Annotated in this window: 19 protein-coding genes; 12 read left to right on the top strand and 7 right to left on the bottom strand. The window is 63.7% G+C overall.

Going from position 1 to position 21,989, the window contains the following annotated elements; translation table 11 throughout:
* Nucleotides 1-84 precede the first annotated feature (84 nt).
* From R9B85_RS13880 to R9B85_RS13870, 3 genes are all read left to right on the top strand, one after another.
* Nucleotides 85-804, top strand: a complete 720-nt coding sequence (locus R9B85_RS13880) for a response regulator (RefSeq protein ID WP_112251347.1) — start codon at nucleotides 85-87, stop codon at nucleotides 802-804.
* Between the two features lies 1 nt (nucleotide 805).
* Nucleotides 806-2,173 carry an ATP-binding protein gene (locus R9B85_RS13875; protein ID WP_207879662.1) on the top strand — a complete coding sequence of 456 codons (1,368 nt, stop codon included), beginning with the start codon at nucleotides 806-808 and terminating at the stop codon, nucleotides 2,171-2,173.
* Nucleotides 2,174-2,426: 253 nt separating this feature from the next.
* On the top strand, nucleotides 2,427-4,094 hold the full coding sequence (locus tag R9B85_RS13870; RefSeq protein ID WP_112251345.1) for an FMN-binding glutamate synthase family protein: 1,668 nt from the start codon (nucleotides 2,427-2,429) through the stop codon (nucleotides 4,092-4,094).
* A 134-nt stretch (nucleotides 4,095-4,228) separates the two neighbouring features.
* Here R9B85_RS13870 and R9B85_RS13865 read toward each other — a convergent pair whose 3' ends face one another.
* Nucleotides 4,229-5,548, bottom strand: a complete 1,320-nt coding sequence (locus R9B85_RS13865) for an OprD family porin (RefSeq protein WP_112251343.1) — start codon at nucleotides 5,546-5,548, stop codon at nucleotides 4,229-4,231.
* Between the two features lie 505 nt (nucleotides 5,549-6,053).
* On the opposite strand from R9B85_RS13865, the gene R9B85_RS13860 reads away from it, so the two are divergent.
* Nucleotides 6,054-8,129: a TonB-dependent receptor gene (locus R9B85_RS13860; protein WP_423770301.1), complete on the top strand. Its 2,076-nt coding sequence runs from the start codon at nucleotides 6,054-6,056 to the stop codon at nucleotides 8,127-8,129.
* A 133-nt stretch (nucleotides 8,130-8,262) separates the two neighbouring features.
* Here R9B85_RS13860 and R9B85_RS13855 read toward each other — a convergent pair whose 3' ends face one another.
* Together R9B85_RS13855 and aguA are read right to left on the bottom strand one after the other, a co-directional pair.
* Nucleotides 8,263-8,460: a hypothetical protein gene (locus R9B85_RS13855; protein WP_080563721.1), complete on the bottom strand. Its 198-nt coding sequence runs from the start codon at nucleotides 8,458-8,460 to the stop codon at nucleotides 8,263-8,265.
* Nucleotides 8,461-8,644: 184 nt separating this feature from the next.
* The gene (gene aguA / locus R9B85_RS13850; RefSeq protein ID WP_112251339.1) at nucleotides 8,645-9,751 is read right to left on the bottom strand and encodes an agmatine deiminase; all 1,107 of its coding nucleotides are present in this window, start codon (nucleotides 9,749-9,751) and stop codon (nucleotides 8,645-8,647) included.
* 279 nt (nucleotides 9,752-10,030) lie between these two features.
* Here aguA and rfbC point away from each other — a divergent pair, with 279 nt between their 5' ends.
* The 4 genes from rfbC to R9B85_RS13830 are packed head-to-tail and all read left to right on the top strand — an operon-like array spanning nucleotide 10,031 to nucleotide 14,291.
* Nucleotides 10,031-10,576, top strand: a complete 546-nt coding sequence (rfbC, locus tag R9B85_RS13845; protein ID WP_112251601.1) for a dTDP-4-dehydrorhamnose 3,5-epimerase — start codon at nucleotides 10,031-10,033, stop codon at nucleotides 10,574-10,576.
* A gap of 42 nt (nucleotides 10,577-10,618) precedes the next feature.
* Entirely contained in the window at nucleotides 10,619-12,433 is a 1,815-nt protein-coding gene (locus tag R9B85_RS13840) for a sensor histidine kinase (protein WP_207879670.1), read from the top strand.
* Nucleotides 12,430-13,836: a sigma-54-dependent transcriptional regulator gene (locus R9B85_RS13835; RefSeq protein ID WP_112251335.1), complete on the top strand. Its 1,407-nt coding sequence runs from the start codon at nucleotides 12,430-12,432 to the stop codon at nucleotides 13,834-13,836. Before R9B85_RS13840 ends, R9B85_RS13835 begins: the two co-directional genes overlap by 4 nt.
* Nucleotides 13,836-14,291 carry a YiiD C-terminal domain-containing protein gene (locus R9B85_RS13830; RefSeq protein ID WP_112251333.1) on the top strand — a complete coding sequence of 152 codons (456 nt, stop codon included), beginning with the start codon at nucleotides 13,836-13,838 and terminating at the stop codon, nucleotides 14,289-14,291. Before R9B85_RS13835 ends, R9B85_RS13830 begins: the two co-directional genes overlap by 1 nt.
* Before the next feature lie 171 nt (nucleotides 14,292-14,462).
* Here R9B85_RS13830 and cysQ read toward each other — a convergent pair whose 3' ends face one another.
* Together cysQ and nudE are read right to left on the bottom strand one after the other, a co-directional pair.
* Entirely contained in the window at nucleotides 14,463-15,281 is an 819-nt protein-coding gene (gene cysQ, locus R9B85_RS13825) for a 3'(2'),5'-bisphosphate nucleotidase CysQ (RefSeq protein WP_112251331.1), read from the bottom strand.
* Entirely contained in the window at nucleotides 15,278-15,844 is a 567-nt protein-coding gene (gene nudE, locus R9B85_RS13820) for an ADP compounds hydrolase NudE (protein ID WP_015268611.1), read from the bottom strand. The genes cysQ and nudE overlap by 4 nt, the downstream gene beginning before the upstream one ends.
* Before the next feature lie 64 nt (nucleotides 15,845-15,908).
* Here nudE and yrfG point away from each other — a divergent pair, with 64 nt between their 5' ends.
* Entirely contained in the window at nucleotides 15,909-16,589 is a 681-nt protein-coding gene (gene yrfG / locus R9B85_RS13815) for a GMP/IMP nucleotidase (RefSeq protein ID WP_112251329.1), read from the top strand.
* 83 nt (nucleotides 16,590-16,672) lie between these two features.
* Here the strand turns inward: yrfG and lysM are convergent, their stop codons facing one another.
* Nucleotides 16,673-17,113, bottom strand: coding sequence for a peptidoglycan-binding protein LysM (gene lysM, locus R9B85_RS13810; RefSeq protein WP_215521029.1), 441 nt, complete (start codon nucleotides 17,111-17,113; stop codon nucleotides 16,673-16,675).
* Between the two features lie 180 nt (nucleotides 17,114-17,293).
* On the opposite strand from lysM, the gene fdhD reads away from it, so the two are divergent.
* The 3 genes from fdhD to R9B85_RS13795 all read left to right on the top strand — a co-directional run bounded on the left by fdhD (nucleotide 17,294) and on the right by R9B85_RS13795 (nucleotide 21,275).
* Entirely contained in the window at nucleotides 17,294-18,124 is an 831-nt protein-coding gene (fdhD, locus tag R9B85_RS13805; protein ID WP_313857480.1) for a formate dehydrogenase accessory sulfurtransferase FdhD, read from the top strand.
* A gap of 5 nt (nucleotides 18,125-18,129) precedes the next feature.
* Nucleotides 18,130-20,475: an FdhF/YdeP family oxidoreductase gene (locus R9B85_RS13800; RefSeq protein WP_423770300.1), complete on the top strand. Its 2,346-nt coding sequence runs from the start codon at nucleotides 18,130-18,132 to the stop codon at nucleotides 20,473-20,475.
* 317 nt (nucleotides 20,476-20,792) lie between these two features.
* The gene (locus R9B85_RS13795) at nucleotides 20,793-21,275 is read left to right on the top strand and encodes a glycine zipper domain-containing protein (protein ID WP_112251322.1); all 483 of its coding nucleotides are present in this window, start codon (nucleotides 20,793-20,795) and stop codon (nucleotides 21,273-21,275) included.
* A 55-nt stretch (nucleotides 21,276-21,330) separates the two neighbouring features.
* Here the strand turns inward: R9B85_RS13795 and R9B85_RS13790 are convergent, their stop codons facing one another.
* The gene (locus R9B85_RS13790; RefSeq protein WP_112251320.1) at nucleotides 21,331-21,771 is read right to left on the bottom strand and encodes an acyl-CoA thioesterase; all 441 of its coding nucleotides are present in this window, start codon (nucleotides 21,769-21,771) and stop codon (nucleotides 21,331-21,333) included.
* Nucleotides 21,772-21,989: the final 218 nt, after the last annotated feature.

Here is a 21,989-nt window from a genome sequence, read left to right as displayed (position 1 = left end):
CCCGGGCTCCAGACCCGGCTTGTACGGGGATGTAATCGAACGTAACGAGCGCCACCGGCCCTCACCGAACAGGTGTTTTTCTGCATGAGCACAACTTTGCTTGTTGTCGATGATGACGACGAGATCCGCGAACTTCTTTGTGATTACCTGACAGATGCCGGCTATAACGTGCTGGCAGCAGCTGACGGCGAGCAGATGCGCGAGCAACTGGCCCGGCACAAGGTGGAGCTGGTGGTGCTCGACCTGATGCTGCCGGGCGAGGACGGCCTCAGCCTGTGCCGCCAGCTGCAAGCCACGCCCGGGCTGGCGGTAATCATGCTGTCGGCCAAGGGCAGCACGCTGGACCGCATCATCGGCCTGGAAGTGGGTGCCGATGACTACCTGGCCAAGCCGTTCGAGCCACGCGAGCTGATCGCCCGGATCAAGGCCGTGCTGCGCCGTCCGCAACGCCTGGATGCACCCGCCGCAGAGCCGGTAGAAGATGCCCAGCTGTTCGCCGGCTTCCGCCTGGAACACATGAAGCGCCTGCTCACCCGCCCTGATGGCCAGACCCTGACCTTGCCCCGCTCCGACCACCGCGTACTGCGCGAACTGCTGGAAGCCAACAACCGCGTGGTGTCGCGCGACCAGTTGACGCGCAGCGCGTTCGGCCGCGACCACCTGCCCGACGACCGTTCGGTGGACATGTGCGTCAGCCGCCTGCGCCAGCACCTGCGCCACGCTCCGGCGGGTGCCGCGCAAATTCTCACCATCCGCAACGAAGGCTATTTGCTGAGCATCGCCGCCAACGGGGCCGATGCCTGACATGCGCTGGCTGCGCCGGCTATGGCCACGCACATTGTTCGGCCAGCTGCTGCTGATAATGGTCAGCGGCACCGTGCTGGTCCAGTTGATGTCCAGCAGCATCTGGTTCGATGTGCGTTTTGCCCAGGTACTCGAGGCCCCTGTCCGGCTCATCGCCGCACGCAGCGCGCCGTTGATCGCCCAGGCTGACTGCCGCGCCGGTGCACTGCAGGCGCCAGCGCATTACCAACTGCGTTGCAGCGAAACCCTACCCACGCCGGTGCAGGACGAGCGCCGCGGGCGCAGGCGCGTCGAGCTGTTGCTGCACCAGGCCCTCGAGTACGAGTTGGGGCATGCCCAGGACGTGCGCCTGATCAAGGTGCAATTGACCGATGAACAGGGCCAGGCGATCGTCTGGCGCAGCCTGTTCGGCCTGCGCACCGCCCAGGCGCATCTGCAGTTCGCGGTGCCGTTGGCCGATGGGCACTGGCTGACCATCGAGGGCCAGGAACTGCAAGGCTGGAGCGGCGAGTCGGCCTGGGTGCTGATCAGCGATTATCTGTTGCGGGTGTACGCGCTGCGCATCGTCGCGGTATTGCTGGTGTGCCTGATCGCCGTGCGCCTGTGCCTGCGCCCGTTGCGACGCCTGGCCGATGCCGCGCGCGGTCTTGGTAGCAACCTCGAGCAGCCGCCTTTGGCGCTGGATGGCCCGGAGGAAGTACGCCAGGCGGCCCAGGCCTTCAATGCCATGCAGCAGCGGCTGATCGCGATGGTCAATGACAAGGCCTACTTCCTGGCCGCCGTGTCCCACGACCTGCGCACCCCGCTGACGCGCATGCGCCTGCGCCTGGAGCGCCTGCCGGACGACGAACACCGGCAGCGCCTGCGGCAGAACATCACGCAGATGGACGACATGATCGGCCAGGTACTCGATTACCTGCGCGCGGGGGAGCAGCAGAACTTGCAGCAGGTAGACCTGAACCGGCTGGTGGTGCGCCAGTGCGCGGAGCTGGCCACTGCCGAAGAGCCGCTGCCGGTGCATGGCCGGGCGGGCAGCCTGCGGGTCGATGCCCTGCTGCTGCAGCGCTGCCTGCAGAACCTGCTGGTCAATGCGTTGCGTTATGCCAAAGAGGTTTCGGTCACGCTGGAACAGGCGACCACGGGGGTGTTCATCCATGTCGATGACCGCGGGCCGGGGATTGCGCCGAGCCTGCTGGCGACCATCATCGACCCGTTCGTGCGCGGTGAGGGGTCACGCAACCAGGCTTCCGGGGGGTATGGGCTGGGGTTGAGTATTGCTCAGCGGATTGCCACCAGCCATGGGGGCGAGTTGCTGCTGGCGAACCGCGAGGGGGGTGGGTTGCGGGTTAGCGTGTTATTGCCTCGCTAACACCTTTTTGTGGGAGCGGCCTTGTGTCGCGAAAAGGCTGCGTAGCAGACCCAGCGATCTTCGCTATGGCTGCGAATTCTGGGGCTGCTGCGCAGCCCTTTCGCGACACAAGGCCGCTCCCACATGGACCGCATCGGCCTTGAGCCATGTACAGAGCCCTACATTCAAGTAACAGTCTTTTACCGATTACCCAGGTTTTCCCCTCCCCACCTTTGCCTATCCTAGGCCCGGTCATCCTGCCTGCGATGGACCCATGAAACACTCTCTACCCAGCCGCTACGCCTGCCTCGCCCTCTGCCTGCTGTTCACCTTCGCCAGCCTGCCGCTGCTACCCCAGCATGCCTGGCTGTGGCCGTTGACGCTGATCACCGCGCTGCTCAGCCTGGTCGGCCTGAACGACCTGCGGCAAAGCCACCACGCCGTGCGCCGCAACTATCCGATCCTGGGCAACATCCGCTACCTGATCGAAACCATCCGCCCGGAAATCCGCCAGTACCTGATCGAGGGCGACGACGACAAGCTACCGTTCTCCCGTTCGCAGCGTTCGCTGGTTTATGCCCGGGCCAAGAACGAAAGCGCCGAGAAAGCCTTTGGCACCCTCAACGATGCCTACAAGCCCGGCTTCGAGTTCATCAGCCATTCCATGCTGCCAGTGGCCACGCCAGACCCGGCGTCGTTCCGCATCGCCATTGGCGGGCCGCAATGCCGCCTGCCCTATTCGGCGTCGATCTTCAACATCTCGGCCATGAGCTTCGGTGCCCTCAGTGCCAACGCTATCGCTGCCCTGAACCGCGGTGCACGCATGGGCCGCTTTGCCCATGACACCGGCGAAGGCAGCATCAGCCCGTACCACCGCGAACATGGCGGTGACCTGATCTGGGAAATCGGCAGTGGTTACTTCGGCTGCCGCACCGAGGACGGGCGCTTCGACCCGCAGCGCTTCGCCGAGCAGGCACGCTCGCCACAGGTGAAGATGATCGAGATCAAGCTCAGCCAGGGCGCCAAGCCGGGCCACGGCGGCATCCTGCCAGGGCACAAGGTCAGCCCCGAGATTGCCGCAACCCGTGGCGTGCGCGAGGGCGAGGATTGCATCTCGCCGGCGGCGCACAGTGCCTTCCGCACCCCGGTCGAGTTGCTGCAGTTCGTTGCCAGCCTGCGCGAGCTGTCGGGCGGCAAGCCGGTGGGGTTCAAATTCTGCCTGGGCCACCCTTGGGAATTCATGGGCATTGCCAAGGCTATGCTGGCCACTGGCATCACTCCGGACTTCATCGTCGTCGATGGCAAGGAAGGCGGCACTGGGGCGGCGCCACGCGAGTTCAGCGACAACATGGGCGTGCCGATGCGCGAGGGCCTGATGTTCGTGCACAACACTCTGGTCGGCCTGAACCTGCGCGCCGGCATCCGCATTGGCGCAGCGGGCAAGATCGTCAGCGCCTTCGACATCGCCAGCGTGCTGGCCATCGGGGCGGACTGGGTCAACTCCGCGCGTGGCTTCATGTTCGCCATTGGCTGCATCCAGTCGCAGAGCTGCCATACCAACAAATGCCCGACCGGCGTGGCTACGCAAGACCCGTTGCGCCAGCGCGCCCTGGTGGTGCCAGACAAGGCCGAACGGGTAGCCAGTTTCCACCGCAACACGCTGCATGCGCTGGCCGAAATGTTGGCTGCTGCGGGCCTGGAACATCCTGCGGAGCTCAAGCCCAAGCATCTGGCACGGCGTATCAGCTCCAGCGAAATCGGGCTGTTCTCGGACCTGCACACGTTCCTCAAGCCTGGCGAATTGCTCAGTGGCTCGATTGAAAGCGAGTTTTATGCGCGGATGTGGCGGATGGCGCGTAGTGACAGCTTTGCGCCGGAGACTGGGGAGGGAGAGGTGAAGGTTGCCGGGGTGCGGCGCAAGGAAGTGGTGGAGACGGCATGAAAGCCTGGGGCCGCGTTGCGGCCCTTTCGCGACACAAGGCCGCTCCCACAATGGTCCTGCGCATGCCGGTCAATGTGGGAGCGGCCTTGTGTCGCGATGGGCTGCAAAGCAGCCCCTAGGCCATCAGATCAGGATCAGAAGATGCTGATCGGGTACTCGACGAATACGCGAACTTCGTTGCCGTCGTCGTTGTAACCGTTCTGCTGCACGGCGTTGTTGGTACGCACGAACGAGCTACGCAGCTTGATCGACAGGTCCTTGGCCGGGCCGTCCTGCACCACGTAACGGATCTGGTTGAAGATCTCGCGCTCTTTACCTTCACCGAAGCCCTGCGGGTTGGCGACGTTGCGGGTGTTGATGTTGTCGCCCACCACGTAGGCCAGCTTGTAGGTCAGGCCCGGGATGCCGTAGGCACCGAAGTCCAGGCCGTAGCCCAGCTGCCAGGAGCGCTCGTCTTCGGCGTTGAAGTCGGACCAGTACGAGTTGGCCAGGTAGATAGTCGAACCACCGTCACCCACGCCACCCGCGTTCTGGTACCAGCCGTAGTTGTAGCCGGTGCTGCCGGTGCTGCGCTGGTGGGCGATGGTGAACGAGTGCGCACCATACGCGTAGGTGGCTGCCAGGCTCCAGATGGTGTTGGAGTCGCCGTTGAGTTCGGCGCTCTTGACGAACTTGTTGTCGATGTCCGACTTGTAGCCGTTGAAGTCCAAGGTCAGGGACTGGTCGTTGGCGATCGGGAAGACGTAGTTCAAGCCCAGGTAGTGCTTTTTCATCACATCTTCGTTGTCGGCGGTGTACAACGAAGCGGTGAAGTTGTCGGTGAACTTGTAGCTACCGCCGAAGACGTTGATCGACTTCAGGCCGCCGCCGTCACGGCGCTCGGCGCTCTTGCGCGCTTCCTGGGTGAAGCGACCGGCGTTCAGTTCCAGGCCCTGGATCTCTTTGGAGGTGATCAGGGTACCGGTGAAGCTTTCTGGCAGCAGACGGGCGTCGTCGTACTGCAGTACTGGCAGTGCCGGCATCTGGTCACCGTACTTGAGCACGGTGTTGGAGATGCGGAACTTCACTGCAGCGCCACCACGGGCCAGGTTGTGCGGCGAGTTGGCGTTGCCGTTCTCGTCCTTGAAGTCCGAAGGCTTGAAGAAGTCGACACCGGCGCCACCGTTGTGGCCCTTGCCGCCGTCAAGACGCACGGCGTACAGGCCGAATGCATCGACGCCGACACCGACGGTGCCTTGGGTGAAGCCGGAGGAGAAGTTGGCGATGACACCCTGGCCCCATTCGATCTGGTCGTCGGTGCCGTGTTTCTTGTCGCGGTTGATGTAGGCGTTACGCAGCAGGACGTTGGCGTGGCTGTCCTCGATGAAGCCTTTGCTGTCGGCCTGATCATTGGCCTGTGCCTGGGTCGCGGCGATCATCGCCAGGGCGACCAGGCTGATCCTGGTTTTCAACATGTTGTTTTCCTTATTTCCTAATCAAAAACGCTCTGCAATATGACGCCAGGAACCAACGCCCCTTCGTAGGTTCGACGCTATGCGGATCCAGACTGGAAGGCCTGCCGATAACAACACGGCGGCCTCTGGCAGCAGCATGGCCAAAATCATGGCCAGCAGGCGTTGGCCGAATCCTAGCCGTGTGCGATTACAAATGTCAAAAACTCGTGAAATGCAGGTTGATATAACCAAAATCGCCGGCGGCTCTGGTGCATTTCCATGCAGGTTCGCGCTATCAGCGGAGAATTTATCTTGTGTAGGAAATAGCCTTTTGATCGAACGGACAATTTTCCTGTCAGGGCGCCTTCGCAGCGCAAGGCTGCTCCTACAGGGAAAGGCGACAGGGCAGGAGCTGTAACAACCTGACACAGATGTAATGACAACCCTTTACAAACACTCGGGCAATAGCAAATGGCAAGCATTACCATCCGCATCTCTTTTTCACCTGCTCGATCCGGATGTCCCCATGCTTGTACCCTGCCGTCTTTCACCCCTGGCGCTTGGCCTGTCGCTGCTGTTCAGCGCCAGCCTGGCCAGTGCCGCCACCACCACCCTGCCGGAACTGTCGGTTAACGCCGACAGCGATCGCGAAAAGGACAACCCGCAGGTCAAGGAGGTAAGCACCGCGACCCGCACCTCGACGCCGGTGCGCTACGTGCCGCAGGCCATCGACACGGTGAAGACCGTCAACGTGCTGGACTACGGCAGCCATACCCTGGGCAAAGCGCTGGAAGGCATTCCCAACGTCAGCAGCGGTGCCGACACCCGCTTCGACAGCGTGCGCATTCGCGGCTTCGAAGCCAGCAACGACTTCTACCTGGACGGCATTCGCGACGACAGCCAGTACATCCGCGACCTGAATAACATCGAGCGGGTCGAAGTACTCAAGGGGCCGGCAGCGGTGCTGTATGGCCGTGGCAGCCAGGGCGGTATCGTCAACCGGGTGAGCAAGGCGCCGGAGCCCGGCCGCCGTTCAAGCATCGAGGCGCAGGCCGGCAGCGAAGACCTGCGCAGCCTGTATGCCGACCTCAGTGCCGACCCCAGCGACACCGTCAGCCTGCGCCTGAACATGGGCAACCAGGACAACAACAGCTTCCGCGACGGTATCGATGGCAGCCGCCAACTGTTCGCCCCGTCGATCATGTGGCAGGTCAGCCCCGACCTGAACTGGCTGGTGCAATACGAGTACAGCCGCTACAACCGCACCCCGGATCGTGGCGTCCCGGGGGTCAACGGTCGCCCGGCCGATGTCAGCCGCAGCACCACTTATGGCGACCAGCGCGACTACATCGACGACCGTGCCCAGTCGCTGCGCTCGCGCCTGAACTATCAGCTGAACGAAACCTGGCAGCTGCGCCATACCTTGGGCCTGTTCAAGCTGGACAGTGAGTTCGACAACACCTACGTCACAGGCTACAACGCCAACACAGACACCTTGACCCGCCAGCGCTGGCAGCAGGACCTGAACACCCGCAACCTGTTCAACACCTTGGAGGCCGAGGGCGACTTCGACACCCTGGGCCTGGAGCACAAGCTGTTGCTGGGCCTGGAATTCGGCAACCAGAAGCGCGACCCGGTGCTGTATAAAGCGGTCGACCAGAAGCTGCAGGGCCTGGGCAAGCCCGGCCGCGACCAGCAGCTCAATGGCCCAATGACGTTGTTTAGTGACAACCATACCGTGGTCGATAGCCGCGGCCTTTATCTGCAAGACCAGATCCGCTTGGACGATCAGTGGCAAATCCTGGCTGGCGTACGCTTCGACCAGTTCAAAGTGGAAACCACCAACAAGGATGGCGTGCGCGAAACACAGGACAGCAACAGCACCAGCCCACGCCTGGGTGTGGTCTACACACCGTGGCGCGACCATTCGTTCTACGCCTCGTGGAGCAAGACTTTCTCGCCGGTTGGCGGCGGTCTGATCGGCATCATTCCGGGCGCAAAGGGCAACGGTAACGACGCCAAGCCGGAAGAAACCCGCCAGAAGGAAATCGGCGTGAAGAGCGACTGGCTCGACCAACGCCTGACCACCACCCTTGCCATCTACGAGCTGGAGCTGTACAACCGCCGCACCCGCGATCCGCTGGTCCCGGAAAACATCTTGCTCAGCGGCATGCAGCGTTCACGCGGCATCGAGCTGACCGCCACCGGCAACATCGTCGGCAACTGGTATGTACGTGGTGGTATCGGCCTGCAGGACGCGACCATCGTCAAGGACAACAACGGCCAGGAAGGCAACCGCATCAATGACGTGGCAAAGCGCAACGGCAGCCTGTTCGTGACCTGGAAACCGGAGCTGGGCTGGTACGCCGAAACCGGCCTGACGCTGGTGGGCGAGCGTTATGCGGACAACCAGAACACCACGGTGCTGCCGGGGTATGGCCGCTGGGATGCATTGGCCGGGTACCGCACGCATGACTGGGATGTGCGGGCGGCACTGAGCAACATTGCCGACAAGACCTATTACAGCTCGGCGACCAGTGCGGCACAGATCCAGGTGGGTGACCCGCGTAGCCTGGTGGTGACTGGCAGCTACAGCTTCTGATCTCTAGCGCCTGTGCCGGCCTCTTCGCGGCTAAAGCCGCTCCCACAGGTACCCCACATGTATCGAGCCCAGTTGGGTACTTGTGGGAGCGGCTTTAGCCGCGAAGAGGCCGGTACAGGTAATACCGATTCGATCAGTGCCAAACCGCCATCAGCGCCTGCATTTCTGCTTCGCTGATCAGCCCTTGGGGATATCGTCCGGCAAGCAGACGTCGTGGGTCGGTCGTCCTGACCCTGATGCTTCCATGGTGTTTCAACCACTTCGCCACAAGCCTGAGCGATTGGTGATTCACTGCCGATGGGCGCAAAGCCGACTCACTTGCTGCGTTCATTTCTACACGTACTCCCTGGCCCGTGAGCGGCTAATCTACGTAAGGATTGTTACAGATCCGAGAGCGCGGCATGGCCGAGCTATCTGACTGAAAACAATACAAAACATATGCCAGCACAGGCCTGCGGACAGCCCCGGAAACAAAAAGGCCCGTCATGTGACGGGCCCCTTCATTCACCGAGCGCTCAACGCTTGACCGGCGCCGGCTGCTGCTGGGTCAGGCAGTGGATGTTGCCACCGCCCAACAACAGCTCGCGACCAGGGATCATCACCACTTCGTGGTCGGGGAAGATCTTCGACAGGATCGCTCTGGCCTCGGCATCTGCCGGGTCGTCGAAGCTTGGCGCGATGATGCCGCCGTTGACGATCAGGAAGTTAACGTACGAGCCGGCCAGGCGCACCGATGGGTCACGCTCCTGGCTGCCGGCCACCTGATCGACACCGGCACACTCTTCGGCAGTGGCGAACAGCGGGCCCGGGATCGGCATCTTGTGCACGATGAACTCACGCCCCTTGGCATCGCGGGTGCTCTTCAGCACCTCCATGGCAGCATGGCAGCGGGCATAGTTGGGGTCGTTGGAATCATCGGTCCAGGCCAGTAACACTTCACCCGGGCGCACGTAACAGCAGAAGTTGTCGACGTGGCCGTCGGTCTCGTCGTTGTACAGGCCATCCGGCAGCCAGACCACGGTGTCCACCGCCAGATGATCGCGCAGCACCGCTTCGATCTGCTCGCGGTTCAGGTGCGGGTTGCGGTTGCGATTGAGCAGGCATTCTTCAGTGGTGATCACGGTGCCTTCGCCGTCCACATGGATCGAGCCGCCCTCGAGTACGAAGCCTTCGGTGTGGTAGCGCTGGCATCGCTCCATTTCCAGCACCTTGGCCGCCAGTTCCTCGTCGCGGTTCCACGGTGCGTACAGGCCGCCGTCAAAGCCGCCCCAGGCATTGAAGCCCCAGTCCACGCCACGCACTTCACCCTGGTCGTTGATGACGAAGGTCGGGCCGGTGTCGCGCACCCAGGCGTCGTCGTTGCTGATCTCGACCACACGGATGTTCGGCTGGTCGAGCTGGCGGCGGGCATTTTCGTACTGGCCAGCCGAAACCGCGACGGTTACTGGCTCGAAACGGGCAATGGCCTTCGCCAGGGTCACATGGGCAGCTTGCGCTGGCTTGCCACCCAGGCGCCAGTTGTCCGGGCGCTCCGGCCAGACCATCCACACCTGGGTTTGCGGGGCCCACTCGGCGGGCATGTGGAAACCATCGGCACGGGGAGTGGAGTTGAGGGTTTTCATGGTTGACCTCTGTGATGGCCCTGAGCCGGACTGTGCTGGGGCGTTTGTCAATTTATAACCGATATATATCGATATTAGAAGCCCGAAAATCGGGAAAACAGTAAAGCCTGAGGCAAATAAATCGATAACAATCGATACAGACGCATCGCTGGCCGCGAACCACTGCGGCACGACATCAACCATAGCCAGCCCTGGTGCATGCCGTTGAAGCCCTAGGCGGAAAAAACGGGCCAGACCGGCTAGGGTCAATACATGAGCAAAACGGGCAAGCGCACCACCATGAACATCATCCCCACCGCAATTCCTGATGTACTGATCATCGAGCCGAAGGTGTTCTGTGACAGCCGTGGTTTTTTCTTCGAGGCGTTCAACGCCCGCGAGTTCGCCCGGCAAACCGGCGTGAATGTCGAGTTCGTCCAGGACAACCACTCGCGCTCGATCAAGGGTGTGCTGCGTGGTCTGCACTATCAGGTGGCAAACACCCAAGGCAAGCTGGTGCGCGTGGTGCACGGGGAAATCCGTGATATTGCCGTGGATGTGCGCAAGAGCTCGCCAACCTTCGGCCAATGGGTCGCGGTACAGCTGTCGGCCGACAACCATCGCCAGTTGTGGATCCCACCCGGCTTCGCCCATGGCTTTGCGGTGATGAGCGAGTCGGCCGAGTTCCTCTACAAGACTACCGACTACTACAACCCGAGCGCCGACCGCTGCATCCGCTGGGATGACCCGACACTGACCATCGACTGGGGGCTGCAGCAGCCACCGGTGCTGTCGGACAAGGACAAGCTCGGCCTGCCGCTGGCAGAGGCGGAACTGCTGCCTTAACTAGCGCATAATTGCGGCAGACTTTTCTGGCGCCTTTACGTGATGATTGCAAAACCCACGCCCCCACGCCGTCCCCGCTGGCGCAGCCTGGCCCTGTTGGCCCTGTGCCTGGCCCCGTTACTGTGGCCCCTGCATCACCTGGCCGAACGCTACTACCAGGAAGAACTGGCCTCGCAGAACCGCCAGACTCTCGACCTGTACGTCGCCAACCTGCTCGGTACCCTGCACCGCTACGAAACCTTGCCGCAGATACTTGGTGACCTGCCGGCGCTGCGCGGGGTACTGGCCGACCCGTTGCGCCTGGAAGCAGTGACCAACGCCAACCGCCTGCTCAAGGACATCGTCCAGCAGACTGGCGCCGAGGTGATGTACCTGATGGACGTCAGCGGCAACACCCTGGCGGCCTCCAACTGGGACAAGCGCGACAGCTTCGTCGGCCGCAACTTCGCGTTCCGCCCCTACTTCAACGAAGCCATGGCCGGCCGCCTGGGGCGCTTCTTCGGCCAGGGCACCACATCGGCCAAGCGCGGCTACTTCTTTGCCGCCGCCGTGCATGACCGCGAGCGCATCGTTGGCGTACTGGTGGTCAAGGTCGATCTCGACCACACCGAAACCCTGTGGGGCCGCACCCCCGAGCAGCTGTTGCTGACCGACCACAATGGCGTGGTCATCCTGACCTCGCAGCCGGACTGGCGCTTCCGCGCGACCCGCGCGCTGACCGAGGCCGAGCGCCAAGCCATCATCGCCATCCAGCCCTACCCGACCCAAGCCCCGCAGCCGCTGGTGCTCAACCAGGACGCCTGGATCACCCAAACCCGCGACATCAAGGAAACCGGCTGGCAGGTCAGCATCCTCGCACCCCGCACGCTGGTCGACCGTTCGGTGCAAACCGTGATGGCCATCGGCGCTGGCACCCTGCTGGTGCTGATGCTGCTGGCCGGCCTGGTGATGCAGCGGCGCCGCCACTACATCGACCGCATCGACTTCGAGGCGCGCGGCCGCCAGGAACTGGAAAAGCGCGTGGCCGAGCGCACCGCCGACCTCGAAGGCCTGAACACCCGGCTCAAGAGCGCCGTGCTGGAGCGCGAGAACGCCCAACAGGAGGCCGTGCGCGCCCAGGACGAACTGGTGCAGGCCGGCAAGCTGTCAGTGCTTGGCACCATGTCGGCCAGCATCAGCCACGAGCTCAATCAGCCGCTGGCCGCCATCCGCAGCTACGCGGAAAACGCCGAGATCCTGCTCGACCACCAGCGTATCGAAGACGCCCGCGGCAACCTCAAGCTGATCGGCGAGCTGACCGGACGCATGGCCTCGATCATCGCTCACCTGCGCGCCTTCGCCCGCCGTGACCGCCATGCCCCGGAGAGCGTGGCCCTGCAGCCGGCCCTGGACGATGCCCTGGCGCTGCTGGCCAAGCGCCGTCGGGCAATGGCCGTCGAGCTGATTCGCGACCTGCCGGAAGCCACCTTGTGGGTACAGGCCGGCGAAACCCGCCTGCGCCAGGTGCTCGGCAACCTGCTGGCCAATGCCCTCGACGCCCTGACCGAAAAGGCCAACCCGCGCCGCCTGTGGCTAAGTGCCGAGCAGCGCGATGACTGCGTCTACCTGTACATTCGCGACAACGGCCCCGGCTTCAGCCGCCAGGCCCTGGAGCACGCCAAGGAGCCGTTCTTCACCACCAAGACCCGCACCCAGGGCCTGGGCCTGGGCCTGGCCATCTGCGAGAGCCTGATGCGCGCCCTGGGTGGTGAACTGCTGCTGGCCAACCACCCGGAAGGTGGCGCACTGCTGACCCTGCAGCTGCGTGTGGCCGCACCTGGCGCTACTTTGCCCAATTCGGAGGACCCCTCGGCATGACCACCGAGACACTGATCGACAGCCGAGCCCAGGTCATCCTGGTCGATGATGACCCGCACCTGCGCCAGGCCCTGAGCCAGACCCTGGACCTGGCCGGGCTCAAGGTGGTCGCCCTGGCCGATGCCCAGGGCCTGGCCGAACGCATCGAGGCTGACTGGCCGGGGGTGGTGGTCAGCGACATCCGCATGCCAGGCATCGATGGCCTGCAACTGCTGGAACAACTGCACGGCCGTGACAACGAGCTGCCGGTACTGCTGATTACCGGCCACGGCGATGTGCCGCTGGCGGTGCAGGCAATGCGCGCCGGCGCCTATGACTTCCTGGAAAAACCCTTTGCCAGCGACGCCCTGCTGGACAGCGTGCGCCGCGCCCTGGCCCTGCGCCGCCTGGTGCTGGACAACCGCAGCTTGCGCCTGGCCCTGAGCGACCGCCAGCAACTGGCCACCCGCCTGGTGGGCCAGTCGCCGTCCATGCAGCGCCTGCGCGAGCAGATCGGCGCCCTGGCCGGCACCCGCGCCGACGTGCTGATCCTGGGTGAGACCGGTGCCGGCAAAGAGGTGGTGGCTCGTGCCCTGCACGACCTGTCCAGCCGCCGCGACGGGCCGTTCGTGGCGATCAACGCCGGCGCACTGGCCGAGTCGGTGGTCGAAAGCGAGCTGTTCGGCCACGAGCCCGGGGCGTTCACCGGCGCGCAAAAACGCCGCATCGGCAAGTTCGAGTTCGCCAACGGCGGCACGCTGTTCCTCGACGAAATCGAAAGCATGAGCCTGGACGTGCAGGTGAAACTGCTGCGCATGCTGCAGGAACGGGTAGTCGAGCGCCTGGGCGGCAACCAGCTGATCCCGCTGGACATCCGCATCATCGCCGCGACCAAGGAGGACCTGCGCCAGTCGGCCGACCAGGGGCGTTTCCGCGCCGACCTGTATTACCGCCTGAACGTGGCACCGCTGCGTATTCCGCCGTTGCGCGAACGCGGCGATGACATCCTGGTGCTTTTCCAGCACTTCGCCGACGCCGCCAGCCAGCGCCATGGCCTGCCGCCGCACGCCCTGCAGCCGGTCCAGCGCGCCATGCTGCTGCGCCATGACTGGCCCGGTAACGTACGCGAGTTGCAGAACGCCGCCGAGCGTTTCGCCCTTGGCCTGGAGCTGGCACTGGACGGCCAGGCGCCACCTGCGGCAATGCCTGCGGTACCGATGCCGAGCGGCAACCTCAGCGAACAGGTCGAGCAGTTCGAACGCTCGCTGATCGCTGCCGAACTGGCCCAGCCACACAGCTCCATGCGCAGCCTTGCCGAGGCGCTGGGCATCCCCCGCAAGACCCTGCACGACAAGCTGCGCAAGCATGGCTTGAGCTTCGACGGCGGTAGCGGCGGGCATGATGATCAAGAGGACAATCGTTAATGAACACCGATAGCCAGTACCTGCAGTCCGTACTGCACGGCGACATCCCCCTGACCCGCGAGATGGGCCTGGAAGTGCTCGATTGGCAGCAGCACACCCTGCGCCTGCAATTGCCGCTGGCGGCCAACGTCAACCACAAGAGCACCATGTTCGGCGGCAGCCTGTACTGCGCCGCGGTGCTGGTGGGTTGGGGCTGGCTGCACCTGCGCCTGCGCGAGTCGGGTATCGATGACGGGCATATTGTCATCCAGGAAGGGCAGATCAGTTATCCGTTGCCAGTTACCGGGGCAGCGGTGGCGCGCTGTGCGGCGCCGGATGAGAAGACCTGGGAGCGGTTCTTGGCCCTGTACCAGCGCCGTGGGCGGGCGCGGCTGACGCTGGAGACCACGGTGAGCAATGCCGGTAGTGACGAGCCTGCGGTGAAATTCAGCGGCCAGTACGTGCTGCACCGCTGACACGGACCACTTGGTAACAGGCTGGCACGATCCCTGTGGGAGCGGCCTTGTGTCGCGAAAGGGCCGCAAAGCGGCCCCAGAAAAATAGGCGGCGAACTATGAACACTGGGGCCGCGCTGCGGCCCTTTCGCGACACAAGGCCGCTCCCACAAGATCGTGCCGAAGCGGCGATCAGATCAGGTTCAGGAAAGCTTGGCGCCACGCAGCTTTTGCCGGCAACGCCAGGAAATGCGGATTGAGCAACGAATCCCGCGCCGGGTACCGGAACGGCAGGCCATCCAGCCCGATCACTTCACCACCAGCCCCTTCCACCACCCCCTGTGCCGCCGCAGTATCCCACTGCGAAGTCGGCGCCAGGCGCGGGTAACAATCGGCGCTACCCTCAGCCAACAGGCAGAACTTCAACGAACTGCCGATATTGGCCAGCTCAAGGTCACCCACCGCAGCCCCCAACCCGGCCAACAGCGCTTCCTGTTCCGGGCTGGAATGGCGACGGCTGGCAACCACGGTGAAACGCCCCCCCGCCGGCGGTGCGCTGCGAACCTGGATCGGCTGGGCAGTCTCACCCGTTTCCGCACGCCAGGCGCCCAACCCGCGACCGCCGAAGTAGCAGCGCCCCTTGGTCGGCATGGACACCACGCCAAACACCACCTCACCGTTTTCGACCAGGGCGATGTTGACCGTGAACTCCTCGCTGCCGGCAATGAATTCCTTGGTGCCATCCAGCGGATCGACCAGCCACCAGCGGCTCCAGCCCTGGCGCTCGGCCAGCGGAATGTTGCTGTCCTCTTCGGACAGCACCGGGATCTGCGGCGCCAGCGCCAGCAGGCCATCGGCTATCACCCGGTGCGCCGCCAGGTCAGCGGCGGTAACCGGCGAATCGTCGGCCTTGTTGGTCACGGCCACATCGGCGCGCCAGAACGGCAGGATCGCCTCGCCAGCCGCAAGGGCCAGCCTGACCACTTCGTGCATCAGTTGCAGGTCGTTCATGCTTCCAGCAGCCCCCGCTGAATCAGCAGGTCACGGGCCAGGTACAGCGCTGCCAGCGCCCGACCTTCGGTGAACTGCGGGTGCATGGCCAAGGCCGAGAGTTCGCGCAGGTTGACCTTGTCGACCCGCATCGGCTCCGGCTCGTCGCCCTCCAGGCGCTCCTCGTAAAGATCGCTGGCCAGCACCACCTGAATCTTCTGGCTCATGTAGCCCGGCGACAGCGACAGCTCGGTCAGGTGCTCCAACTGGCGCGCGCCAAAACCGGCTTCTTCCTTGAGCTCCCGGTCGGCTGCCGCCAGCACATCCTCGCCCGGCTCGATCAGGCCCTTGGGCAACGACAGCTCGTATTCGTCGGTGCCGCCGCAGTATTCCTCCACCAGCACCGCGTGCTCGGCATCGAGCATGGCCACGATCATGACCGCGCCGTAGCCATTACCCCGGCCCACCAGGCGCTCGTAGGTACGCTCGTTGCCATTGCTGAAGCGCAATTGCACGGCTTCGACGCGAAACAGGCGGCTGCTGGCGACGATTTCGCGGCTGAGGACGGTGGGTTTCTGGCGCATGGGGCGGCTCCTTGGCGTGAACGGGTTACTATACCGTGGCTTGCCGACTGATCGAGAGTTTCCCATGCCTGTTCTTCCCTGGTCTGCCATCGATACCGTCCTGCTGGACATGGATGGCACCTTGCTTGACCTGCATTACGACAACCGCTTCTGGCTGGACCACCTGCCCCAGCGCTATGCCGAGCTGCACGGGGTAAGCCGGGCCATGGCGGAAATGGAGCTGCAGCCGCTGTTCGAACGCAATGCCGGCACGCTGAACTGGTATTGCCTGGACTTCTGGAGCCGCGAACTGCGGCTGCCCATCCGCGAGCTGAAACAGGAAATCGCCGACCTGATCGCCCTGCGACCGGATGCCGATACCTTCCTGGCAGCTATCCGCAACGCGGGCAAGCGCGTGGTGATGATCACCAATGCGCATCGGGATTCGCTGTCGCTGAAGCTGGAGCGGGTGGAGTTGGCGCCGTATTTCGAACGGCTGATCAGCTCGCATGACTATGGCTACCCGAAGGAAAGCCCGCAATTCTGGGACGCATTGCAGGCGGACATCGGCTTTGAACCGGAGCGCAGCCTGTTCATCGATGACACCCTGGCGATTCTGCGCAGTGCGCGGCGGTTTGGCGTGGGGCACCTGCTGGCGGTGCGCCAGCCGGATAGCCAGGCCGGGCCGCGGGATACCGAAGAGTTTGAGGCGGTCGAGGATTACCGGGAATTGTTGGTAGGCCTGCACGGGCCTCTTCGCGGGTAAACCCGCTCCCACAGGCTCACCACAGGTTTGAACTGTGTGTGATCCCTGTGGGAGCGGGCGAGCCCGCGAATAGGCTGCAGAGATCAGTCAGGAATACGCAACACCTGCCCCGGGTAGATCTTGTCCGGGTGCTTGAGCATCGGCTTGTTGGCCTCGAAGATCTTCTGGTACTTGTTGGGGTCGCCATACACCTTCTTCGAAATGGCGCTCAACGTATCGCCCTTCTCCACCGTCACGAACCGCGCGGCCTGGGCTACCGGGCCAGTCACGGTGATCTGGTCATCGACACTGGCAACCCCGGCGATGTTGCCCGCCGCCAGGATGATCTTCTCCTTCTCCTCCTGGCTGGTCACCTCACCCTTGAGGATGATCGTGTCACCCTCTACAGTGGCCGTGATGTTCGGGTTGCCCAGGCCGACACTTTCCACGTGTTTCTTCAGCTGCTCTTCGGCATTGGCATTGCCGGGGGTCAGCAGGTCGATCAACTTCTCGCCCGCTTCCTTGACGAAACTGAACAAGCTCATAGCGCTCTCCTTGTTGACGAAACCTTGGACACAGCAGTCTAGGCCAGCTTTTCCCCTTGCGCCCCCGTGCGACCAATCGACGCGGTCTATCAAGGCATAGACCCTAGCGATTAGACGCCGCCGGCCCACACGCCTAGGCTTGTGCTATCAAAGAGCTGCCGATAGCCCGATATCGCCCCGATGAAAAGCAAGCCTCCGGTCTGCGCGGCCTCATCGCCCTTGTCCATGCCCGCCGCCAGCAACACCTACGATTACGTCCAGCTCAGCGACGCCAGGCGCGACAGCACGCCCTTGGCCGAAGAAGTGGCCCTGGCCATTGTCTACAACGGCCTGAACCAGGCGGTGATGCTGGTCAGCCCCACCGACCTGGAAGACTTCGCCGTTGGTTTCAGTGTCGGCAGCGGCATAGTGGAAGGCACCACGGAAATCTACGACCTGAAACTCTCCGGCAGCGGCTCGGCAATGTATGCCGACCTGGAGATTTCCAGCCGTGCGTTCTGGAACCTGAAAAACCAGCGCCGTCAACTGGCCGGCACCAGTGGTTGCGGCCTGTGCGGGGTCGAAGCGCTGGAGCAGGCACTGCCAGAGCTGGCCAAACTGCCTGGCGCACCCTTGCCACCGGCGCAGTGGCTGGTCGGCCTGCGTGAGCGCATCGATGCCTTCCAGCCCCTCGGCCAGCACTGCGGCGCGGTGCATGCGGCGCTGTTCATGGACCGCCATGGCGAACTGCTGCTCGGCCGCGAAGACATCGGCCGGCACAACGCCCTCGACAAGCTGATCGGCGCCTTGCTGCGCCAGGGCATCGACAGCCAGGGCGGCCTGGCCATCGTCACCAGCCGCTGCAGCCTGGAGCTGATCCAGAAGGTGCTGCGGGCCGGTATCCAGACCCTTGTCAGCCTGTCGGCGCCCACCGGCCTTGCCCTGCAATGGGCGCGCAAGCACAACCTCAACCTTATCCATCTGCCCAAGCACAGCGTACCGCGGGTCTACAGCCCAGCGGCGGAGTCGTAACTGTCGTGACCTCGTACCAACACCTCCCGGAAAACGCCCCAGCCTCCTCCCCTCGCTACAAGCCCTACCACGGCCCCGCCGGTGGCTGGGGTGCGTTGCGCAGCGTGGCCAAGGCCTGGGTCGGCAGCGATAACGCGCTGAAGAACATTCGCGCGCTGCTCAAGACCAATCAGAACGGCGGTTTCGATTGCCCCGGCTGTGCCTGGGGCGACTCGCCGGAAAGCGGCATGGTCAAGTTCTGCGAGAACGGTGCAAAGGCAGTGAACTGGGAGGCGACCAAGCGCCGCGTCGATGCCGCCTTTTTCGCCCGCTACAGCGTCACTTCGCTACTGCAGCAGAGCGACTACTGGCTGGAGTACCAGGGGCGCCTGACCGAGCCGATGGTCTATGACGCACTCAGCGACCGCTACCAGCCGATCAGTTGGGACGCCGCCTTCACCCTGATCGCTCGCGAGCTGAACAAGCTGGCCAGCCCTGACCAGGCCGAGTTCTACACTTCGGGGCGCGCCAGTAACGAAGCAGCGTACCTGTACCAGTTGTTCGTGCGAGCCTACGGCACCAACAACTTCCCGGACTGCTCGAACATGTGCCACGAGGCGAGTGGCGTGGCCTTGGGGCAAAGCATCGGGGTCGGCAAGGGCACCGTCACCTTCGACGACTTCGAGCACGCCGACGCGATTTTCGTCTGGGGCCAGAACCCCGGTACCAACCACCCGCGCATGCTCGACCCGCTGCGCGATGCGGTAAAACGCGGTGCCCAGGTGGTGTGCATCAACCCGCTCAAGGAGCGTGGCCTGGAGCGCTTCCAGCACCCGCAAAACCCGCTGGAAATGCTGACCAACAGCGACCGGCCGACCAACACCGCATTCTTCCGCCCGGCCTTGGGCGGCGACATGGCGATGCTGCGCGGCATGGCCAAGTTCGTCCTGCAATGGGAACGCGAAGCCCAGGCCAACGGCGAACCGGCAGTCTTCGACCACGCCTTCATCGCTGAACATGGCCACGGCATCAACGACTACCTGGCGGTAGTGGACGCCACGCCATGGGAGCACATCCAGGCCCAGTCCGGCCTGGCGCTGGCAGACATCGAACTGGCCGCGCGCATGTACTGCCGTGGCAAGCGGGTGATCATGTGCTGGGCGATGGGCATTACCCAGCACCGCCACTCGGTGCCGACCATTCAGGAAATCGTCAACCTGCAGATGCTGCGCGGCAATATTGGCGCACCAGGTGCCGGCCTGTGCCCGGTGCGTGGCCACAGCAACGTGCAGGGTGACCGCACCATGGGCATCAACGAGCGCCCGCCGGTGGCCCTGCTGGATGCCATCGAGCAGCGCTTCGGCTTCCCCGTGCCTCGGCATAACGGCCACAACACCGTCGAGGCAATCCACGCCATGCTCGACGGCCGGGCCAAGGTATTCATCGGCCTGGGCGGCAACTTCGCCCAGGCTACGCCAGACACCGAGCGCACCGCCCAGGCACTGCGCAACTGCGAGCTGACCGTGCACATCAGCACCAAGCTCAACCGCAGCCACCTGGTGCATGGCAAGCAGGCACTGATCCTGCCGTGCCTGGGGCGCACCGACATCGACCTGCAGGCCGAAGGGCCACAGGCGGTAACGGTAGAAGACTCGTTCAGCATGGTTCACGCCTCCAATGGCCAGCTGAAGCCGCTGTCGACGCAGATGCGCTCGGAGCCGGCGGTCATCGCCGGTATCGCCGCCGCCACCCTGGGCAAGAAGCCTGTGGACTGGCACTGGCTGGTGGCTGACTACGACCGTATTCGCGAGCTGATCGGCGACACCATCGCCGGCTTCAGCGGCTTCAACCAGCGCCTGCGCGAGCCGGGCGGTTTCTACCTGGGCAACAGCGCCGCCAGCCGCGAATGGAAGACCAGCACCGGCCGCGCCAACTTCAAGGCCAACCTGCTGCCCGACACGCTGCTTGACGAACGTGTACGCGCCAGCGGCCAGGTGCCGGACCTGATCATGCAGTCGATGCGCTCGCACGATCAGTACAACACCACCATCTACGGCCTGGACGACCGCTACCGTGGCGTGCGTGGCCAGCGCGAGGTGCTGTTCGTCAACGAAGCCGACATCATCCGCCTGGGTTTCCAACCGGGGCAGCAGGTCGACATCGTGTCGTTGTGGGGGGATGGGCATGTACGCCGTGTGCACGGTTTCACCCTGCTGGCGTTCGACATCCCGGCCGGGCAGGCGGCGGCGTACTACCCGGAAGTGAACCCGCTGGTGCCGCTGGAAAGCATTGGCGATGGCAGCCATACGCCGACGTCGAAGTTCATTGCCATCAAGCTGGAGCGGGCGCGGGACGACGGGCGTATCCTCTAGAAATGCGCCGGCCTCTTCGCGGCTAAAGCCGCTCCCACAGGGAAATCACAAGGCCTGAGAGCAGTGGTATCCCTGTGGGAGCGGCTTTAGCCGCGAAGAGGCCAGAAGCCGTGCCGCCAAAAACGAAAAAAGCCCTGTTCCAATGTGGTTCAGGGCTTCGTCATAAAGGTTTAAGACAGCGAAAAAACGATAAAGTTTCACAGTAAATACAGTAAGTTAGAGAATTGTGTACAACTCGTGTTACTCGTCGGATTTCCGTTGCCAGGCGCGCCTGTAAGGCTCAAAAATCGCCTCGTCATCCTTATGAGGCTTTCTTGATGAAGAAGTACTCCTCGATACTGTTGTTGTCTTTCAGCTTGCTCAGCGGCGTTGCCATGGCAGGCGGCACCACCGAGGCCGGCATTGGCGGCGCATTGGGTGGGGTACTGGGCTCTGTCGTGGGCCAGTCCATTGGTGGTAGCACAGGCGGCGCGATCGGTGCTGGCCTGGGCGGCGCAGCTGGCAGTGCGGTCGGTGCCGACAAGCACCAGCGTGGTGAGGCAGCCATCGGTGGCGCATTGGGCGCCGCAGGCGGCAACGTGGTCGGCCGCTCCGTGGGCGGTACTACCGGTAGCTACATTGGCGCGGCAGCCGGCGGTGGCGCCGGTGGCGCACTGGGTAACTACATGGGTAAAGAGGCCGACAGAGACGATTACCACGAAGGCCGCCGCTACCGTCGTGGTTATGACGACGACCGTCGCCACTGGGACCGTGGCCACCACTACGGCCATCGCAAGCACAAGCGCCACTGGCGCGACTAACGCCTGAGGGCCTTGCCCCGGCAACAAAAGCCCCGCCCCTGCCAGCGGGGCTTTTTCATGCCTGCTGTTCCTGCAGTACACCAGACAGGATCACCTGCAGCGTCTGTGGCAAGGCCACTGGCCGGCCGCTGGCCCGTTCGATGAACACCTGCACCACCGTGCCTGCTGCACACGCCTCCGGCTCCCCTGGGCGGAACAGGGCCAGGCGGTACTCCACCGTGCTGCCCGCCAGGCGCGCCACCCCCAGCCCCACTTCCAGCACATCCGGGAAGCCTGGCAGCGCGTAGAAATCCGCCGCCGAACTGACCACGAAGGCCGCGAGCTCGCCGTCACGCAGGTCCAGGTCGGCCTGTTCGACAAGAAACGCCTGGATGGCGGTTTCGAAGAAGCCGTGCACGGTGGCACCGGCAATGTGGCCGTTCAGGTCGTTGTCCTGGGGACGGGTGAGGATGGGGTGGAAGTGGGAGAAGGCAGTGCGCTGAGGGGATTCGGTCATCTGGCTGGCTCTTGTCTTCGCAATGGATGCTGACAGTGAAACAGAAAAACCGGATTTTCGCTGCCTGTGCGGGCCTCTTCGCGGGTAAACCCGCTCCCACAGGTGTGGCGTGAGTCTTGAGGGCGGCGGAGAACCTGTGGGAGCGGGTTTACCCGCGAAGAGGCCCGCACAGGCTTGTAGAAAAAACAAAAAAGCCGCCCGAAGGGGGCGGCTTTCTC

The sequence above is a fragment of the Pseudomonas sp. NLJ1 genome (genome assembly GCF_049486705.1).
GTDB lineage: Bacteria > Pseudomonadota > Gammaproteobacteria > Pseudomonadales > Pseudomonadaceae > Aquipseudomonas > Aquipseudomonas inefficax.
Note: the sequence above shows the minus strand (reverse complement) of the source record. Positions and strands in the feature narration are given on the sequence as shown.

Bases quoted from the DNA above. Each gene is read 5' to 3' on its own strand.
- R9B85_RS13880 (WP_112251347.1), top strand. From the start codon at position 85: ATGAGCACAACTTTGCTTGTTGTCGATGATGACGACGAGATCCGCGAA.
- R9B85_RS13875 (WP_207879662.1), top strand. From the start codon at position 806: ATGCGCTGGCTGCGCCGGCTATGGCCACGCACATTGTTCGGCCAGCTG.
- R9B85_RS13870 (WP_112251345.1), top strand. From the start codon at position 2,427: ATGAAACACTCTCTACCCAGCCGCTACGCCTGCCTCGCCCTCTGCCTG.
- R9B85_RS13865 (WP_112251343.1), bottom strand. From the start codon at position 5,548: ATGTTGAAAACCAGGATCAGCCTGGTCGCCCTGGCGATGATCGCCGCG.
- R9B85_RS13860 (WP_423770301.1), top strand. From the start codon at position 6,054: ATGCTTGTACCCTGCCGTCTTTCACCCCTGGCGCTTGGCCTGTCGCTG.
- R9B85_RS13855 (WP_080563721.1), bottom strand. From the start codon at position 8,460: ATGAACGCAGCAAGTGAGTCGGCTTTGCGCCCATCGGCAGTGAATCAC.
- aguA (WP_112251339.1), bottom strand. From the start codon at position 9,751: ATGAAAACCCTCAACTCCACTCCCCGTGCCGATGGTTTCCACATGCCC.
- rfbC (WP_112251601.1), top strand. From the start codon at position 10,031: ATGAACATCATCCCCACCGCAATTCCTGATGTACTGATCATCGAGCCG.
- R9B85_RS13840 (WP_207879670.1), top strand. From the start codon at position 10,619: ATGATTGCAAAACCCACGCCCCCACGCCGTCCCCGCTGGCGCAGCCTG.
- R9B85_RS13835 (WP_112251335.1), top strand. From the start codon at position 12,430: ATGACCACCGAGACACTGATCGACAGCCGAGCCCAGGTCATCCTGGTC.
- R9B85_RS13830 (WP_112251333.1), top strand. From the start codon at position 13,836: ATGAACACCGATAGCCAGTACCTGCAGTCCGTACTGCACGGCGACATC.
- cysQ (WP_112251331.1), bottom strand. From the start codon at position 15,281: ATGAACGACCTGCAACTGATGCACGAAGTGGTCAGGCTGGCCCTTGCG.
- nudE (WP_015268611.1), bottom strand. From the start codon at position 15,844: ATGCGCCAGAAACCCACCGTCCTCAGCCGCGAAATCGTCGCCAGCAGC.
- yrfG (WP_112251329.1), top strand. From the start codon at position 15,909: ATGCCTGTTCTTCCCTGGTCTGCCATCGATACCGTCCTGCTGGACATG.
- lysM (WP_215521029.1), bottom strand. From the start codon at position 17,113: ATGAGCTTGTTCAGTTTCGTCAAGGAAGCGGGCGAGAAGTTGATCGAC.
- fdhD (WP_313857480.1), top strand. From the start codon at position 17,294: ATGAAAAGCAAGCCTCCGGTCTGCGCGGCCTCATCGCCCTTGTCCATG.
- R9B85_RS13795 (WP_112251322.1), top strand. From the start codon at position 20,793: ATGAAGAAGTACTCCTCGATACTGTTGTTGTCTTTCAGCTTGCTCAGC.
- R9B85_RS13790 (WP_112251320.1), bottom strand. From the start codon at position 21,771: ATGACCGAATCCCCTCAGCGCACTGCCTTCTCCCACTTCCACCCCATC.